General features: G+C 29.4%; 17 protein-coding genes and 1 riboswitch. Of the genes, 2 read left to right on the top strand and 15 right to left on the bottom strand.

The features are described 5' to 3' along the window. Positions 1–61 precede the first annotated feature (61 nt). The 3 genes from KQI86_RS10020 to KQI86_RS10010 are packed head-to-tail and all read right to left on the bottom strand — an operon-like array spanning position 62 to position 2710. On the bottom strand, positions 62–820 hold the full coding sequence (locus tag KQI86_RS10020; protein ID WP_216439130.1) for an iron ABC transporter ATP-binding protein: 759 nt from the start codon (positions 818–820) through the stop codon (positions 62–64). Next, a complete protein-coding gene (locus KQI86_RS10015; protein ID WP_216439129.1) occupies positions 817–1767 on the bottom strand; it encodes an iron chelate uptake ABC transporter family permease subunit in 951 nt (316 codons plus the stop codon). Before KQI86_RS10015 ends, KQI86_RS10020 begins: the two co-directional genes overlap by 4 nt. Continuing rightward, positions 1757–2710 carry an ABC transporter permease gene (locus KQI86_RS10010; RefSeq protein ID WP_216439128.1) on the bottom strand — a complete coding sequence of 318 codons (954 nt, stop codon included), beginning with the start codon at positions 2708–2710 and terminating at the stop codon, positions 1757–1759. The genes KQI86_RS10015 and KQI86_RS10010 overlap by 11 nt, the downstream gene beginning before the upstream one ends. Positions 2711–2898: 188 nt before the next feature. Here KQI86_RS10010 and KQI86_RS10005 point away from each other — a divergent pair, with 188 nt between their 5' ends. Beyond that, a complete protein-coding gene (locus KQI86_RS10005; protein WP_216439127.1) occupies positions 2899–3675 on the top strand; it encodes a helix-turn-helix domain-containing protein in 777 nt (258 codons plus the stop codon). A 164-nt stretch (positions 3676–3839) separates the two neighbouring features. Here the strand turns inward: KQI86_RS10005 and KQI86_RS10000 are convergent, their stop codons facing one another. The 6 genes from KQI86_RS10000 to KQI86_RS09975 all read right to left on the bottom strand — a co-directional run bounded on the left by KQI86_RS10000 (position 3840) and on the right by KQI86_RS09975 (position 8610). Next, the gene (locus tag KQI86_RS10000) at positions 3840–4133 is read right to left on the bottom strand and encodes a DUF2325 domain-containing protein (protein WP_216439126.1); all 294 of its coding nucleotides are present in this window, start codon (positions 4131–4133) and stop codon (positions 3840–3842) included. Between the two features lie 279 nt (positions 4134–4412). Then, positions 4413–5417, bottom strand: coding sequence for an adenosine deaminase (gene add, locus KQI86_RS09995; RefSeq protein ID WP_216439125.1), 1005 nt, complete (start codon positions 5415–5417; stop codon positions 4413–4415). A gap of 99 nt (positions 5418–5516) precedes the next feature. Next, positions 5517–5616: riboswitch (purine riboswitch) on the bottom strand. A 151-nt stretch (positions 5617–5767) separates the two neighbouring features. After that, the gene (gene feoB / locus KQI86_RS09990; protein ID WP_216439124.1) at positions 5768–7786 is read right to left on the bottom strand and encodes a ferrous iron transport protein B; all 2019 of its coding nucleotides are present in this window, start codon (positions 7784–7786) and stop codon (positions 5768–5770) included. Between the two features lie 60 nt (positions 7787–7846). Beyond that, positions 7847–8074, bottom strand: coding sequence for a FeoA family protein (locus KQI86_RS09985; RefSeq protein WP_246582735.1), 228 nt, complete (start codon positions 8072–8074; stop codon positions 7847–7849). Beyond that, on the bottom strand, positions 8071–8298 hold the full coding sequence (locus KQI86_RS09980; RefSeq protein WP_216439123.1) for a FeoA family protein: 228 nt from the start codon (positions 8296–8298) through the stop codon (positions 8071–8073). Before KQI86_RS09980 ends, KQI86_RS09985 begins: the two co-directional genes overlap by 4 nt. A 42-nt stretch (positions 8299–8340) precedes the next feature. Then, a complete protein-coding gene (locus tag KQI86_RS09975; RefSeq protein WP_216439122.1) occupies positions 8341–8610 on the bottom strand; it encodes a hypothetical protein in 270 nt (89 codons plus the stop codon). A gap of 402 nt (positions 8611–9012) precedes the next feature. Between KQI86_RS09975 and KQI86_RS09970 the strand changes: the two genes are divergently transcribed. Beyond that, a complete protein-coding gene (locus KQI86_RS09970) occupies positions 9013–9630 on the top strand; it encodes a GyrI-like domain-containing protein (RefSeq protein ID WP_216439121.1) in 618 nt (205 codons plus the stop codon). Between the two features lie 149 nt (positions 9631–9779). On the opposite strand, the gene KQI86_RS09965 is transcribed toward KQI86_RS09970, so the two are convergent. The 6 genes from KQI86_RS09965 to KQI86_RS09940 all read right to left on the bottom strand — a co-directional run bounded on the left by KQI86_RS09965 (position 9780) and on the right by KQI86_RS09940 (position 18299). Next, a complete protein-coding gene (locus KQI86_RS09965) occupies positions 9780–10955 on the bottom strand; it encodes a DUF116 domain-containing protein (protein ID WP_216439120.1) in 1176 nt (391 codons plus the stop codon). A gap of 155 nt (positions 10956–11110) precedes the next feature. Beyond that, positions 11111–13168, bottom strand: a complete 2058-nt coding sequence (locus KQI86_RS09960; protein ID WP_216439119.1) for an FtsX-like permease family protein — start codon at positions 13166–13168, stop codon at positions 11111–11113. Further along, positions 13158–13925, bottom strand: a complete 768-nt coding sequence (locus KQI86_RS09955; protein ID WP_216439118.1) for an ABC transporter ATP-binding protein — start codon at positions 13923–13925, stop codon at positions 13158–13160. The genes KQI86_RS09960 and KQI86_RS09955 overlap by 11 nt, the downstream gene beginning before the upstream one ends. A gap of 98 nt (positions 13926–14023) precedes the next feature. Beyond that, positions 14024–15016, bottom strand: a complete 993-nt coding sequence (locus KQI86_RS09950) for a sensor histidine kinase (RefSeq protein WP_216439117.1) — start codon at positions 15014–15016, stop codon at positions 14024–14026. Further along, positions 15013–15681, bottom strand: a complete 669-nt coding sequence (locus tag KQI86_RS09945) for a response regulator transcription factor (protein WP_216439116.1) — start codon at positions 15679–15681, stop codon at positions 15013–15015. Before KQI86_RS09945 ends, KQI86_RS09950 begins: the two co-directional genes overlap by 4 nt. A 98-nt stretch (positions 15682–15779) precedes the next feature. Beyond that, the gene (locus KQI86_RS09940; protein WP_216439115.1) at positions 15780–18299 is read right to left on the bottom strand and encodes an ABC transporter permease; all 2520 of its coding nucleotides are present in this window, start codon (positions 18297–18299) and stop codon (positions 15780–15782) included. Positions 18300–18304: the final 5 nt, after the last annotated feature.

Raw genomic sequence — 18304 nt, 5'->3', positions numbered from 1 at the left:
AATTTAATATTTTTATTAAATTATTTTCATTTAATTCTTTACTGGGTTTTCATATTTTTCATCAAGAATAATAAACACATATTCTATTGTTTTCTATATTTTTTATCTGAAAGTCCATATTATATATTTCTCCTAATACAGATTCATCAATGATCTTATTAGTATTTCCTTTACTAACTAATTTTCCATCCTTTAAGGCTACTATGTAATCTGAATAACAGGATGCAAAATTAATGTCGTGTATAACTAAAATAATTGTCTTCCCTAAATCATCTACTAATGACCTTAAAATTTTCATGATTTGGACTGAATGCTTCATATCTAAATTATTAAGGGGCTCATCTAAAAGAATATAATCTGTATTTTGAGCTATAACCATTGCAATATAAGCCCTTTGTCTTTGTCCACCACTTAGCTGATCAAGATACTTATTTTGTATATCTGAAAGTTTCATATACTCTATTGCTTCATCAACATATTTCCAGTCCTCTTTAGTGAGAGCACCCTTAGAATATGGAAATCTTCCAAAACTCACCAATTCTCTAATGGTCAATCTTATATTTATATGATTTGATTGCTTTAGTATGGATAACCTCTTTGCAAGCTCATCATTATCCCATGCTGAAATTTCTTTGCCATCAATAAAAATTTCCCCATTATCTTTTTTAAGAAGACGACTTATCATGGACAATAGAGTGCTTTTACCAGCCCCATTAGGTCCAATAAAAGATGTAATCTTTCCATCTAATATTTTCATAGAGATGTTGTCTACAACATTTTTGTCTCCATATTTTTTCACTACATTTTTTATTTCAATCATGCTTTATTCTCCTTTAACAACAGATATATAAAATACATGCCACCAACAAAATTTATAATAACACTTAGAGTTGTGCTGAAATTTAAGACTCTTTCAACAATTAATTGTCCTCCAATTAAAGTAATTATGCTTATGAACACAGACCCTGTAATTAAGTATCTATGCTCATATGTATTTATAAATTCTCGAGCAAGATTTACTACCAACAACCCTAAAAAAGTTATAGGTCCGACTAAAGCAGTAGATATGGAAACTAATATAGAAATTATAATTAACATCTTTTTTGTAACTTTATCATAATCTACTCCTAGGTTTATGGCCTGTTCTCTTCCCAGAGATAACACATCTAAAATCTTCATGTAATCATAGGTATAAACCATTATTAAAAGTATTACTATACTAGCTATAAATAATATTTCTGTATTCATACTATTAAAACTAGCAAACATCTTGTCCTGAATAATCATAAATTCATTAGGATCAATTAGCATCTGCATAAAAGATGACAAACTTTGAAATAAAGTTCCAAATATCATTCCCACTAATAGTAGAAAGAAAATATTATTGGTTTCTCTTTTAAATAGTATTTTGAATAAACCCATTGAAAAAATCACCATTAAACTAACAGATATTATAAAATTAAGGTTATTATTTGTAATAGCTATACTATTAGATCCTAATACAAGAACTACAAATGTCTGAATAAATATATACAACCAATCTAACCCTAACACATCAGGGGTTAGTATGCGGTTGTTGGTAATTGTTTGGAATACCATTGATGAAAATGCTATAGCTCCTCCCGTTAAAACAATTGCAATTATTTTAGGCACTCGTCTAGAAAGTGTATACTCCCAATTACCTGCACTTACACCTATAAATGCAAATATCAAAATTAAGGCTACTGATATGGCCGCAAGGAAGCCTATTTTTCTTTTACACTTCATATGCATTCCTCCTCATCAGCAAATAAAGGAATAATATACTTCCTATTATTCCAACTGTAAGTCCAATTGGAATCTCATAAGGGTATATAATTACTCTACCTAATACGTCACAGGCTAATACAAATACAGCTCCCAACAGACCTACCTGCGGGATACTTTTTTTCGTATTGTCACCATTGTAAATAGTTACTATATTAGGAATTATGAGCCCTAAAAAAGGTATTTTTCCTACTGTAATTACAACCAAGGATGATATTAGAGCAACAATAGCAACCCCTATATTTACCACCTTATTGTAGTTAAGACCTAAGTTTGTAGAAAAATCCTCTCCCATTCCTGCAACTGTAAACTTATTAGCGTACAGAAAAGCGATTATTAAAAGAGGAATGCTAAAGTATAAAAGTTCATATCTACCTTTAATAACCATTGCAAAATTCCCCTGTAGCCAAGATGAAACATTTTGCACAAGATTGTATTTGTATGCAAAGAAAGTTGCTATAGAATCAATAATATTTCCTAACATTATTCCCACTAAGGGTATAAAAACAGCATTTTTATATTTTATACTTTTTAATATTTTCATGAACAGAATTGTACCCGCTAAAGAAAATACAAAAGAAATTAACATCTTTTGAAAGGAGCTAGCTTCCGCAAATATTATTAGAGAAACCAAAATTCCTAATTTAGCAGAATCTATTGTTCCTGCTGTAGTTGGTGATATAAATTTGTTACGACTTATCTGTTGCATAATAAGCCCACTTATACTCATACCTGCTCCAGCTATAATAATACTGATTAATCGTGGAATTCTGCTAATCAATACTATTTGAACTTTTTCTTCATTTAAACGCACTATATCTAATAGGGATATATCTTTTACTCCAACAAATATTGAACCTAATGATAGAATAATTAGTGCTAAAAATAGATATCGTTTTTTCATAATCCCTCCTTGACATAAATAACCAGTTCTTCTTGTTTGACATCCTCCTTTTTATAATGATATAATGATTGTCACATAATTAATTGAATATGAGAATCATTCTCATATAATTATATTGTCTTTTACCTATATTTTCTTCAAATATATTTATATCTTTGTAAATATATTTGTATAATTTGAAAGGAGTGATGTTTAATTGTTTCGTTAAAACTCATATATGTAATACAATGAAAAATTTCTTTCTATGTACCCATGTCCCTATCAAAGCCTTTAATTGCAATGGAACTTTGATTCATTCTCAAGGGTATAATAAGGAGTTTGAAGAGCTATTTAATAAAAATGATGTTTATAAAATTACAATAGATGAAATGCAAAAAAAAGAAGCTAATTCTATGGTGACCACAACATATTTAAATGATATTAGCTTTACAGCTTTTAATATTTGCCCTAAATATGCTAATAGAGGCATATTTATTATGGGTCCTTATGCTTCAAATAAAACAAATAAAACAAACAAGATGGATATTTTGTACAAGCCCTCAACCTGTATTCCTCACTTAATTTCATTACTTCGTAACATATCAGCGGATAGTATTTATATTAAGAAAAAGCATCATATAAATAATGCACAATACAATTTATATGTAAAAAAATCTATAGATTATATACATAATAAATATAGTGAGTCTATAACACTAATAGATATTTCCAATTACCTTAATATTAATAGATGTTATTTCTGTAGTATTTTTAAAAAAGAAACCGGTAAGTCATTTTCCCAATTTCTAAATGAAGTGAGAATAGAAAAAAGTAAGGATTTATTGGTAAAGGGAGATTTATCTATATTGGATGTATCTCTTTCCGTTGGTTTTAACAATCAAAATTACTATAATACTGTTTTTAAAAAACTTATTAATATGACTCCGCTTGAGTATAGAAATTCTTTTGGTCAATTGGACATTTAATTAATTATAGTTTTTCAAAAGTATTGGCTATGTAAAAAAACCGAGTATAGAGTGATTAGGTCTGGCAAAGGCCTTTCTCTCACTATATACTCAGTTTTTTCTTTTATATAACTATACTGTCCAAAATAAGTATGCACGACTGTGCTTAATCATATTATAAATATTTATTGTACCCCTTTTTCTATACAGTTTTTAATAATACATTCCATATAAACCCATGAACGTTTTGAATATACTATCTTTGTATTTCTTTTTTTACATTCCATCTTTATTGTTTCTGTAACTTTGTGGTTTATAAAATCCGTCAGTACTACTACTAAATCCGTATCACATGGTATTTTAATTTTCGTATGTACATTTCTTCTACCTGTTACATGTTCAATTTTATCAAATCCATTCTTTCTTAAGTTTTCTTTGATATTTCCTAATCTGTCCCCTCCCACTAATAAAACACTCATATATATTCTCCTCTCATAAAATTCTTTTAATTTTTTAATTATGTACTCTCAAACCCTTTATTTCTTTATGACTATTACTATAAATATAATGCCAATATTATCTTTCTATAATTAACTCTAATATTATTATACATTAAATGATAATGATTATCAATATCGTTCGTTATATTTTTCTCAATTCTTTTAAAAGAAGACTATGAGGCCGTCTCAAAATAATTTTCTAAATCATCTTGAGACGGCCCCGTATAAACAATAAGATATCTGTATTATGATTAATATTTAAATTATACTATCCAAGTATTTTATTAATTCCTTCTTTGTATCTAAATCTGCAAAGGAGGCATCAACACTATTATAATAAAGTTTTTTATAATCCTCAAAAGATAGCTTAAACTCTTTATAGATAGAGTCATATTCATTGCTCAAGGTTGTATCGGATACAGTTCTATTGTCAGTATTCACTGTTACCTTAATTCCATCTTTGCAGAAGTTTATTATTGGATGATCCCCATAACTAGACACTGCTTTAGTTTGAACATTGCTTGTTGGACACATTTCAAGTGTAATCTCTTTATTTTTTACAATACTATAAGCTTCAGGACAATCTTTTATAAATACTCCATGACCTATTCTTTCAGCCTTAAGCATTTCCACTGCTTCTAGCACATTTTTGCCAATTCCAGTTTCACCAGCATGAATTGTTACCCTATAGCCATATTCCCTAGCCACTTTAATTGGTTCTATAAATCTTTTTGAAAAACCCTCTTCTTCATTTCCACATAAATCTATAGCCACTACACCTTTTCCCAAAAACTTTTTCCCAGCTTCTATTACATCGTAAATGGTATCCTCAGGCATATGTCTTAAATAGGATAATATTAAATTACCTTTTATATCATAGGTACTTTCTCCATCTTTAACCCCATTTAATACGCTTTGGATTACTTCCTCAATGGTTAATCCTTCTTCTACGTGTAGCAATGGTGCAAATCTTATTTCAATGTATTTTACATTTTCTTTTGCCGCGTCTTCAACAAGTTCGTACGCAATTCTTCTTAGACTTTCCTTAGATTGCATAACAGCATTAGGTAACATAAATCTTTTTAAATATTCTCTAAGAGAAGTACATTCCATAGGTGCAATCATCATATTTTTAATAACCTCAATGTCATAACTAGGAAGATCTACACCTTCCATCTTTGCTATACTAATTACTGTTTCCGGCCTAACACTCCCATCTAAATGGCAATGGAGTTCAACTTTAGGTAATTTTTCTAGATTCATATTATCCCCCTTTCTTTAATTGGAAAGTGATTTTTAATGAAGACTTATCTTCATATATTAAATATTAAAATACAAAAAATTCCTGACCACGAAGAAAATACACAAATGTATCCCCTTCGTAATCAGGAATTATTGGTTCCTGGTAGAGACCCCCAAACCATATTATTGGGGTTATACGAAGTTTTTATAACTTTTTTATACTATTAAACTACAATACACAAGTTTAATTATGAATAAAATTTTATATTATTATATCATATTAATTATAGTAGTCAAGGCTATATATAAAATAATCTAAAGCTCCCTTTTCATTAAAGGGAACCTTAGATTATTAATTTTCATTTATATTATTAATTAAATCCCAAAGCTCTTCCTATTTGGAATATTAATACTGCTGCTATATAACCAACACCAAAGGTATATAAAGCTGTAAACAATGTCCATTTAGTTGAATTTGTTTCTCTTTTTATAGCCCCAAGAGCAGCACCGCATGGTGTATAAAGCAATGACATTACCATAAATGCAGTAGCTGTAAGAGGAGTAAATGCTCCTTGTATTGCAGCAGTAAGTTTAGCACCTTCTTCCACTCCTGCATATACCATTCCCATAGTTGCTACAACAGCTTCCTTAGCTGCTATACCAGTAAACAATCCTACTGATGCTTGCCATGTTCCAAACCCTGCTGGTTTAAATATAGGTGCAATAAATGAACCTATTCTTCCTAATATTGATTGTTCACTATATTGTTCAACTCCTAGTGGTAATACTGATAGCACCCATAATATACTTACAACTGCAAAGATAGTTGTACCTGCTCTTTTTAGAAAAGCTCCAGCCTTTTCCCACATCAACATTATTGAAGCTTTAAATGAAGGAAGTCTATATGGTGGAAGTTCCATTACAAAATATGAAGTTTCACCTTTAAACAATGTTTTACTAAATATTTTCCCAAATATTAAAGCAACTATAATTCCAAGAACATAAAGAGAGAAAAGTATAGTTCCACCCTTTTCTGGGAAAAAAGCAGAAATAAATACAAGATAAATTGGAAGCCTTGCACCACAAGATATAAATGGATTAATTAGTATTGCAATCATCCTATCTTTTTTGCTTTCAAGTGTTCTTGTGGCCATTATACCAGGAACATTGCATCCTGTTGATACTATCATAGAAACAAAAGTTTTACCATGTAATCCCAGCGCTCTCATAAATCTATCCATTACATAGGCCGCTCTTGCCATATAGCCGCTATCTTCTAATATACCTATAAAGAAATACATAACCATTATTATAGGTAAGAAAACAACAACCGCTCCCACTCCTGCAATTATACCGTCGCAAATGAATTGAATTATCATATCATGAGCCCCTGCATTGGTTAGTATTTCTCCTACTTTCTCACCTAAAAGCCCAATTCCTTCATCCATTTTATCTGAAAAAAATTGTCCTACAACAAAGGTAGCTTGATATAATAAATACATTATAAGAGCAAATATCGGTAATCCAAACCACCTATTTGTAACAACTTTATCAATCTTATCAGATGTAGTTTCTACCCCAACTGATCGTTTTTTCACATTTTTTGATACAACTTTGCCTATAAATTCATATCTTTTATCTACAATACCCATCTCAGGTTCAAATCCTACAGAATTAGTAACTTTTTCAACGCTCTCTTTTAACTTATTTAATACCCTTTGTGAATTATCTTTATTTTTAATAGTTTCTAATATATACTCATCATTTTCCAATAATTTAATGGCTGTCCACCTTGATGGATATTCTACATGACATGCACACTCTTCTATAGAGGCTTTTAAAATTTCTATTTCATTTTCAAGCTCCTTTCCATAAGGTATCTCATTTTTTAAGTTATTTTTATTCTCCATTACTTTTACAGCTGATTTTATTAATTCATCTATTCCTTTTCTCTTGGTAGCTACAGTAGGAATTACTGGAACTCCTAGCCCTTTTGACAAACCATCTATATCAATTTTTATATTTTGATTTTCCGCCTCATCAATTATATTTAAAGCTATAACTACATTACTGCTCATTTCTAACAATTGAGTGGTCAAATATAAATTCCTCTCTATGTTAGTTGAATCAACTACATTTATTACCACATCAGGTTTGTCTTTAATAATATAATTTCTTGCAACTATCTCATCTTCAGAATAAGCCCCTAAACTATAGGTACCAGGTAAATCTACTACAACATATTCTTTACCTCCAAATTCAAGTTTTCCTTCTTTTTTCTCTACTGTAACCCCAGGCCAATTTCCAACTCGCTGTCTTGATCCTGTCAATTGATTAAATAAACTAGTTTTACCGCAGTTGGGATTTCCAACTAATGCAATAGTATTCATATTAAACCTCCATAACGTAATTTGATTTTGATAATCATTATCAAGCATATTCCAAAAAAATTATTGTGCCTCTACTGATATTTTCTGCGCCATGCCTCTTCCAATAGCAACCCTACTTCCACCTATACCTATAATTAAAGGGCCTACATCATTCTTAACAATTTCTACTTTAGCTCCTGTATTAAAACCCATTTCCATTAACTTCTTTCGTAATGCATCTCCACCCTCAATATTAGAAATCCTACAATTTTTTCCACTTAAAATAAATGTTAAAGGCATTGTTTTCATACTATCACCTGAATATCATTTGCTTCATTTTTTCTTAAAGTTAATTTATAACCTCTTATTAAAATTTCTATAGGATCTCCTAAAGGCGCTTTACCTGTAACAGAAATGTTCACTCCTGGAATTATACCCATATCCATAAGTCTTCTTTTAAATCTACTATCTTTACAAATTCCTTCAACTTTGGCATTGGTTCCAATGCCGATTTCAGTTAGTTTCTTTACCATTATCCATCCCTCCATAAATTTTATGATATTAAATTCATATATTTATATATATTTACTTACAGCTTTTTTTCCCTTATCAGTTAATTCCCACATCTTAGGGATATTGTTCGTTTTACTGGTTGAGCATGCTGTACAACCTGAACATTTACTTGGAGAACAATTTTTTTCATCATATATTTTAATATATTTTCTATCTTCAAGTTCTTTTTTTATTTGAATAACCACTTCTTCACTAGTGTTTAACTTATTTGCTAAATTTCTATTAGAGTAATTCTCCCCTTTGGCTATTTCACAAAGTAAAGCTAATAACATATCTTCACCCCTCTTATTTAAAATGATTATTATAGAGATTCTATAATATAATTTCATATATAACTTTCATATATAATTTTCATATTTAACTTATCCTAGTCTTTTAAAAATCTTCCTAATTAAAATATACTCCTATTGAAATTGAAAATCAATATCAATAAACCCGCATTTTATTGCAATTTATTTAACAATCAAACGTATATATAAATTATCTCTATATTTTCTTTTAATAACTACTATTTCCTCTATTGTTTTTCCTATAATATCCAATGTTCTAGTAAATTTTCTCTTTAAGGCTTATATATTTTTAAATTTTTATTGACCTTATCATAGTGTCATAGTTTATTATAAAATTAAAAGGTACAATAAGTATAACTTACTATAAAGAGAGGAGAAAATATCATGAGTAAAATAGATTTTAAAAAAGAATTTAAAGAATTATATAACCCATCTTCAAAAGAAATTCAAATAGTAAATACGCCTAAATTAAACTATTTAATAATTGATGGTACAGGAAATCCAAACACTTCACAGGAATATAAGGAGGCTATAGAAGCGCTATTTAGTGTTTCTTATGCAATAAAATTTATGATTAAAAAAGGAACTACAGCTGTAGATTATGGAGTGTTGCCCCTTGAAGGATTATGGTGGACTGACAATATGAAAGACTTCTCTACAAAAAATAAAGATATTTGGAATTGGACAGCATTAATTATGCAACCTGAGTTTGTAGATGAAGATTTAGTTCATAAAGCATTAGAAGAAGTTAAGAAAAAAAAGAACTTACCTTCAGTTTCTAAAATTAGATTTGAAAGCATGGAAGAAGGATTAGTAGCTCAAATAATGTACATAGGTCCTTATAGTGAAGAAGCTCCTACCATTGAAAAACTTCATAATTACATTGATGAAATGGGATATATTAAAGTTGGAAAACATCATGAGATTTACCTAAATGACGCAAGAAGGGCAGCTCCAGAAAAATTAAAAACTATTTTAAGGCAACCTATAGTTAAAAAATAGACATATTTTCAATAGTAAGGCTCTCCTAAAATATTTTATTAAAAATACTTTTTGGAGAGCCTATTATTTCATGTACATAATTTCAAATTGTCATGATTTATTCAATATTCCTTTGAATCAAGGCTTGAAAATCATTGAATAGAATTTCACTACATCACTATATATGAACCTTTTTTTGGCTCTATACTCAATATATTCATTAATCTTTTTAAATATATATCCGTTGCTATACCATTTTTATGCCAATGCTTTTTACACCCACAGTAATTAAGTAAAACACATTGGGGTTCAAAACCTATTTCTTTTGCTTTAAATCCTCCAGAAACAAGATTGAGAACGCAGGCAATTCCTACAATACCAACTTTTCCTTCCTTTGTCTCTCCCTTTGTAAATGCTGAAGATGCGTGGGGTATAATGTATACTTTAAAATTATTCTTTTTTCCCAATGCTGTTAGTGAATTTACTCTGCACTCACATGAACAACCTGTACATAAATATCCATTTTCCGTCTTTAATGCTTTACAATTTTCCTTTGATTTATATCTCATACATATTGGCAAGAGCACTCTTTTTTCTTTAGTCTTTAAAAAACTCTCCCTAAAAGCTCTATTCATTATCTCTGCCCCTACCATATTTAGATGGTATTCAACCCTTTCTCGACTACAAAATATACTATTTTCTTTGCATCTTAATTTTCCCTGATTTTCTTTAATAAAACCCTCTACATTTTGTGTATAACATCCTATCACCTGGGCACTTCTTATTTCGAACCATTTTCCAATCTCCCTAGCCTTTGAAATAATATCAATGCTCTTCTCTTTACTCTGACTATTTAAAAATTCAATCCAAATTTCAATTCTTTTTCCTTCTTGATTAAATTCACCTGACGCTTTTAACCACTCAGTAAGTTTCACAAATTTATCAATTTCATTGTCTATATCTTTTGAGCTTTTGTTTTCTTTTAACAAAAATCTATTTCCTAATGTCCCTCTTAATAAATCAACGATGACTTTTGTATTACCATCCTTTTCTCTAAAATAAACTAATTTAGAAAGTATTTTGCCAGCATATTTATTTAATGAAAGTGCTTTTTTAATATATACTCTCCAAAGGACTCCTGTCATTAGCAATTCAAAACCATATACTGCTTTTTCCCTTGGTATTTCAATTCCATTTTCTATAATATAATTTCTATAATTCTCTACTATTTCATAGGTTGTTTCATTTATTTTATCCATTACTTCATTAGTAAAGCAATTTATTTTATTATAATATTCCTCTGGTGTAGTGTCATTTGCACATAACGAATAAGTTATAATCTCCATTTTATATCTGTATCCCACCCTTATGTTTCACCACTTTATATTTGCACAATTAAGTTTCCATCATTTAGGTATATTTTATCATATGATAACTATGAAATATAGTATTCTTATGTGATGAAAAACATCAAAGAATGGGTATGATTAATTTTAATTTCTCACTCACTTATAACATTTCTTCTAAATAGGAGATATGTTATGGTAAAATAAATGCTTAAAATTATAATACTTATTCCCACAGATAGACTTATATTGAGAACAAATATATTACTACCAACATAGGCCACAATTTCTCCTAGTGTAATTTGAACAAATACATATATAAATATTGCAAAGCCAACCAATGCTACTGCAATTGGTATCCCAAACCATATACACATTTGCCTTATAATTAATTTATCTACTCCTTTATCATCAACACCTAACTTTCTTAGTACATTAAATCGTTCTTTATGCTCAAAGGAATCTGATAACTGTTGAAGAGATAAAACAGTAAGACATATGATGGTTAAAACAATTGCCGTATAAATACATAGAAATTTAATCATCAATGAAGAGGCTATTGAATCATTGATTGCCAATGTCTGTAAGCTCACTGAAATATACTTGTCAATATCTCTTCCTGAGTCTTCAATGAAATTAGCATAAACATCATAATATCTTTTATAGATAAATGACTCTACTGTTTTTGCATCATTATAACTGATATCCTTCTTAGTATTACCATAAAATTGTATATCTGCAATAGCTAATTCACTACAAACCTCATCGGGCAGCACATAGGTCACATCTACATATTTATTATAGAGCGCCTCTCCAATGCCACCTTGAAAATATGAATGATTACTCAATTCTAAAGTAGTGTTGTCTACAATAAGCTTATCATTTGCTAATAAAAATTCATTGATTTCCTCTGTAGTTGCAGTACTATGCCATTGTGTTGCAAAAGAATGCTCTTCCAGTTTTATTGTATGTATTCCTGCCATTTCTCTTAATTTATTATAATCGCTTAATGAAATGGCCAATACAGGAAAGTCTGTTTTAATTCTACGAAAAAAATCATTTTCATTAATAAAATATAATTCCACTTCTACACTGCTTTCCATTTCATATCCGTTTTCTTTTAAATGATCCAAAACAGGACTATAATCAATCTGGGGAATATTTCGAACGTGTCCATAAATATCCTTATATTCAGTGTCTATTCGAATATCAAAGATAGCTCTTTTTTCAAGATATCCCAAACTCCACTGGGACATGATCATACCCAATACTAAAAGGATAATTGATATCATTAAAGTTAAAGCAATAGTTGCCATAAGCTTAGATGTGGTTTTTAATTTTGCTGACAATTGTCCCAACAAAAATAGATTTGCATTCCTATATTTAGCTTTCACAAGATTCTCTCTTATAAAAATCACTAAATAAGATAAGTAATAAAACATGGTGTAAATAGCAAATATAAAAGAACAAATTGAAATCATAAGCATTAAAGACTTTTTTTCTTGAGACACGAATTCTTTAGATAAAGGCAGTAAATATAAATATCTTTTTGCACTTACTACTGTAATTACAAATGCTAAAAAGGATAGTATCCCAATAAATCTGTAAAAGCCTTTACTTTTTGCAGATTGAATTTCTACTTTCTTTCCGTCATTAAGCATATCAATTATTTTTATTTTAGATATGGTTTTAATATTACCAAAACCAATAATTCCAAAAATTCCTGTAAAAAAGCCAACTGTCATGAAAACAGTATCCGGATATAATGAAAAATACAATGAAAAGGACTGTCCAATCGCTGGAACAATGAGTGCAGTGATCACCTGTGAAAATAATACGCCAACAATAATACCCATTACAATAGATAATTCACCCATTATTAATGTTTCAGTAAAAAACAATAGTGCAACTTTTCTTTGCTCCATTCCCATCATAGTATATAGGGCAAACTCTTTTTTCTTTCTTTTTATCATATAGTTGTTTACGTACTTTATCAAAAAAATAAGAATCACCGTTATAAAAAAGGCTATACGCTTTAACGCTCCATAGGACCGGCTCAAATCAAATTGTTCCGATATAATAAGCTGATAATTTGGACTTGAAAGAGAAATAAAAGCATAAAACAACCCTACACATAGGGTCAATGTCAATAGATATAATAAATAATCTTTAATAGAACGTCTTGCATTTCGTAGAGCTAGTTTAGCGTACATCGGAGAGGTCACCTCCGAGGAGTGTCATCACATCAAGTATTTCATTAAAGAATTGTTTCCTTGACTTTTCACCTTTTATAAGTTCATTGAATATTTTTCCATCTCTTAAAAATAGTATTCTCTTAGCATAGCTTGCAGAGAAAGCATCATGGGTCACCATCAATATAGTAGCTGATAATTGCTCATTCATATTTTTAATACTCTGCAATAGCATCTGTGCTGATTTGGAATCCAAAGCTCCTGTAGGCTCATCTGCTAAAATTAATTTGGGATTATTTATTATAGCCCTTGCACAGGCACAACGCTGTTTTTGCCCTCCTGAAACTTCATAGGGATATTTTTTTAATATATCTTCTATGCCAAGTTGTCTCGATATCTTTATAACTTTATCATCAATTTTATTTGCATCACATTTATTTATAGTAAGAGCAAGGGCAATATTTTCATGTATTGTAAGGGTATCCAGTAAATTAAAATCCTGAAATATAAAACCTAGATTTTCCCGTCTAAACTTAGCTATATTTTTATGGTCTATTTCTGTTATATCTTTTCCTTCAAGAAAAATATGCCCTGCACTTACAGTATCAATTGTAGATATAACATTTAAAAGGGTAGTTTTACCTGAACCTGAGGCTCCCATTACACCAATAAATTCCCCCTCATATACATTAAAGCTAATGTCATCGATAGCCTTTGTAACATTTCCTTTACTGCCATAATATTTTTCAATATGTTCTATTTTCAATATATTCTTCATTTTTTCACCTCCGCTATCTATATCTTATATAAACTTTTATCATTGTTGTATCAACTTTCATTACATTTACCTTTCAATGTTGTAAGATAATAGATCTTTTAGCGAGGAAAAATAAGAGCAATTCTAGTATATTCATTGATTTTAGATTCTGCTTTTATTTCAATTCCTAATTTATCACAGAGACTTTTGCAAAGATACAATCCTATTCCAGTAGATTTATTAGCATTTCTCCCCTTTGAACCTGTGAACCCTTTTTCAAAAATTCTTGGTAATTCACTTTCCTTAATACCTATGCCATTATCCTCAACAGTTAAATTCACTCCGTCTTTAGTAGATTGTACATAAAATTTTATTTTAGGAGCATCCTCTTTAGAATATTTAACAGAATTTATTAGAATCTGATTTAAGATAAATTCTATCCACTTGCTATCTGCAAAAACTTCTACATCTGTATCTTCAAGAGTCACACTTATTTTATTTTGTATGAGCATCTGCTTATTTTTTACTATAATATTATTTATACATTTTTTAAGGGATATTTCTTTTATAATATAGTCAGTTTCTACATTTTCACTCCTTGCATAAAATAAAACCTGTTCAATAAAATTATCTGTTCTCTCTATTTCTGCAATTATTTTTCTTGTAATATTATTTTTGTTGTTCTCACAAATCATTTTCATAGCTGATATAGGGGTTTTAACCTCATGTACCCACTGTTCAACATATTCTCTATATTCTTTTCGCTCATTTTTTATACATGTTACATTTTCAATCATAGATTTATTACAGATTTTAAGCAGCTTATAATACTGTTTGTCTTCATATAAATATGGTTTTTCCATAATTTCTGACAATAGATATTTATTATCAAGTCCATTTATAATCTTAAATAGATTATTAAAATACTTTTTTCTTTGTATATAAAAGGCCATAAAAGTTATTATTAAAATGATAATCCAAAATATTAGTATTAAAAAAATAATACCTATACTATTTCCAACACCTTTTAAAAATATAGATAATCCTATCATGCAAATGATATTTAAAATTATAATATATGTTTTATCCTTTAAATATTCACTAAATTTCATATTATGTAACCCTGTCCTCTTTTAGTCTTTATAAAGCCTTTAACTCCTATACTTTCAAGCTTATTTCTTATTCTTGTGATATTCACACTTAAAGTATTGTCATCAACAAACATCTCATTGTCCCATAAATATTCGATCATATCCATCCTTGGTACAATGCTACATTTATTCTCAAATAGATAGTGAAGTATCTTTAGTTCGGTTTTTGTAAGCTCAACTTTATTGCTTTTATATTCTACATTGCTTGTCAATAAGTCAATCTTCACACCATTGTATGACAATATATTATCTGTATTTTTATTGCTATAAGTCCTTTTTAAAAGTGATGATATCCTAGCAAGTAAAACCGGTATATTATAGGGCTTTGTAATAAAATCATCTCCTCCTAATGTTATACTCATAAGTTCATCCATATCAGTATTTCTACTTGTTATAAAAATTATAGGAACATTTGAGTAACTTCTCACCTTGGTACATAACTTAAATCCATCTTGGTAAGGTAGGTTTATGTCCAGCAATATTAAGTGTGAATTTTCTTCCTTTATTTTGTTTTTTATATCTTCAAATTCACAAGGAGATGATACCTCATAACCATTATTCCTCAATGTTATTGACAGTTCATCTCTTATAGCTTTGTCATCTTCTATTATCATTATTTTATACATATATAACACCTCGGATTTATTAATTTACCTTATATTAAAACAATAGACGATTACAACTTTAATTGCAATCGTCTTTGTAATATATTCATATCAATGTGTTATTCCATTTCTCTTAATCTTTCTATGACACTAAGCTTTTCAATGCTACTATAGCATATAATTGGTAGTATAAAAGAAATAATCATGAGTATGAATGAACTGATCACCGTTGGCATAATGTTAAAATTATACACAAAATGAGGCATTGGATTTCCTAAAGATTTTACTCCAAATTGTACGATAAAAGTTCCTATTGTAAAAACAATAAAAGTTGTTATGCCTCCATAGTAAAGCCCTTCATATATAAGCATTTTTTTAAGTTGTTTCTTTGTCATTCCAATGCTTTCTAGCAGTGCAAACTCATGTTTTCTTGAAATAATACTGGTCAATAAGGTATTGATAAAGTTTATAATACCAATAACCCCAATAAGTAAACTAAGTGAATATCCAACAGTAGAAAAATTGCTTACAAAGCTTTTATATTCATCAATATAACTTGTCTTTGCACGGTATTCAAGGTCTGGGGTGTTAGAACATACACTTTTTATATAATTTTCTACTGGATTTACTTTTCCTTCCTTGGCATAAACCTGTGCAGACATAATAACAGGTTCCTCTATAAAATCTACAAAAGAAGATGAGGGCATATATATCTTTGTTCCAGGATGATTAAAATATTTTACATCATATACATATAAACTATCTACCACCGCCATTACTTCAAAAGTTCTTTCTTTCCCATCCAATAGAGTTATTTTTATTTCATCTCCTACATCATAATATTCTTCTTCATCTACTAAAACATATTTACCTGTTTTAAACTTTTCCCCATGAAATTCCCCTTCAATAATGTTATCCTCTCTATAAATATCAAACCAACCTTCATCTAAACCATATACCTGTGCCATAATTTTCCCCTCATTTAGGTACATTTCCAATCCTTTAACTCTATCCATATCATCATTTAAATTCTCTTTTTCCTCTGTTAGTATTTTTCTTATATTATCATTTATTCCCGTTTCTCCAGGTCCGTAAAAATAAACCTTATCTATTCTAGCAACATCATTATTTTTCTCTATATCATCACAAATTTCCCTGGTTAAAGTAGGTTCTTCATTAAAATTAACATAATGGGTATGATAGGTTGAATCACCTATAACAAAATCTCCTCTTATATATTCTTGTAAGTATAAATCCATACTAAAACCACTGATTAGTGTAGCAACTAAATTTAAAATAATGATACTAAGTGATAGAGACATAATTACAATAGTAGTTTTTCTCTTACTTCTAAATATATTTGAAAATGCCATCTTGTATATTTTTGCACCATTAGTTGAAGATTTTTCTCCCTTCTTTGAATTTAAACTTACACCTGTATATCGAACTGCATCAATTGGTGAAACCTGTGACGCTATCTTCCCCGGTTTATAACTGCTTAAAAATACTGTTATGAGAGTGAAAATTATTGCTCCTATAAAAATCATAGGATGAAGGGAGACTGTGGTACTGTTCTCCATCATACTTCCTTCTGTTACAATGGGAGTTAGCTTAACTCCTATGAGATATCCTAAAAGCAGTCCAATTGGAATACCTATAAAGGATAGGGCAAGTGCCTGTTTTTTTATTATACTCTTTAATTGTTTTGGTGAAGTACCTATAGTTTTTAAAAGCCCAAAATACTTTATATCCTTTACTACAGATATATAAAATATATTATAGGTCAAAAGATATCCACTTACTAAAATTAAAAGAATAATCATTACAAAGGGAAGTATGCTGTCCAAACCATCAATCTTCGATGACGTATATGCCCAATTTACTCCATATCTGTTCCCTTTTAAATCAACCCCTACTTCTTTACTAATTCTTTTAAGCTTTCCCTCAATATCCCATGAATTGTTCAACATGACATCCAGAGCAATCATTCCATCATAATCACGATTGGTTGAAATAGTTTTGAAATCTATCCCTTTCATAGATTCTTCTATGAAATCACGAGATACAAAAGCATACCCTGATATAGATACATATTTATCCCCTTCCCAAAATCCTGAAAGAATAAAATCCTTTGAATATTGCACTTCATTAATCTTATATTCAATACGAACTGGAGAACCTATCTTATGAGGAACCTTTATCATATCAAGGGCCCATGTAGGCATAGCTATTTCATTTTTATTTTGAGGTAAATTCCCAGTTGTGGGGGAAGAAAATCCGAAATTTGCCCATTTCTCATCAGCATATCTGATCTCCATACCCTTGCTTTTAAATTCATTATTATTAGCAATAGTCAAATTTATACCAATACCATAATCTTTTATAAGTGGGTGTTTTATTATCTTTTTATATTGCTCCTCTGTTATTCCTTTAAATGATCCATGAGCTGATGATCCTACTTGTTTCATAGTTGCAATTTCCATGGATTTTAAAAGGTTTGTTCCTACTGTAAATACAGAGGTAAATAGTAAAGTTGTAAGCACAATTGCCAATATAGCAAAAACATTTCTACTTTTATTGGCTTTTAATGTCCTATGAGCTAGCTTTTTAGTTATCTTACTATTATTGTTTTGAAACATGTGAA

This window comes from Clostridium mobile (genome assembly GCF_018918285.1).
In the GTDB taxonomy this organism is placed as follows: domain Bacteria; phylum Bacillota; class Clostridia; order Clostridiales; family Clostridiaceae; genus Clostridium_AW; species Clostridium_AW mobile.
Note: the sequence above shows the minus strand (reverse complement) of the source record. Positions and strands in the feature narration are given on the sequence as shown.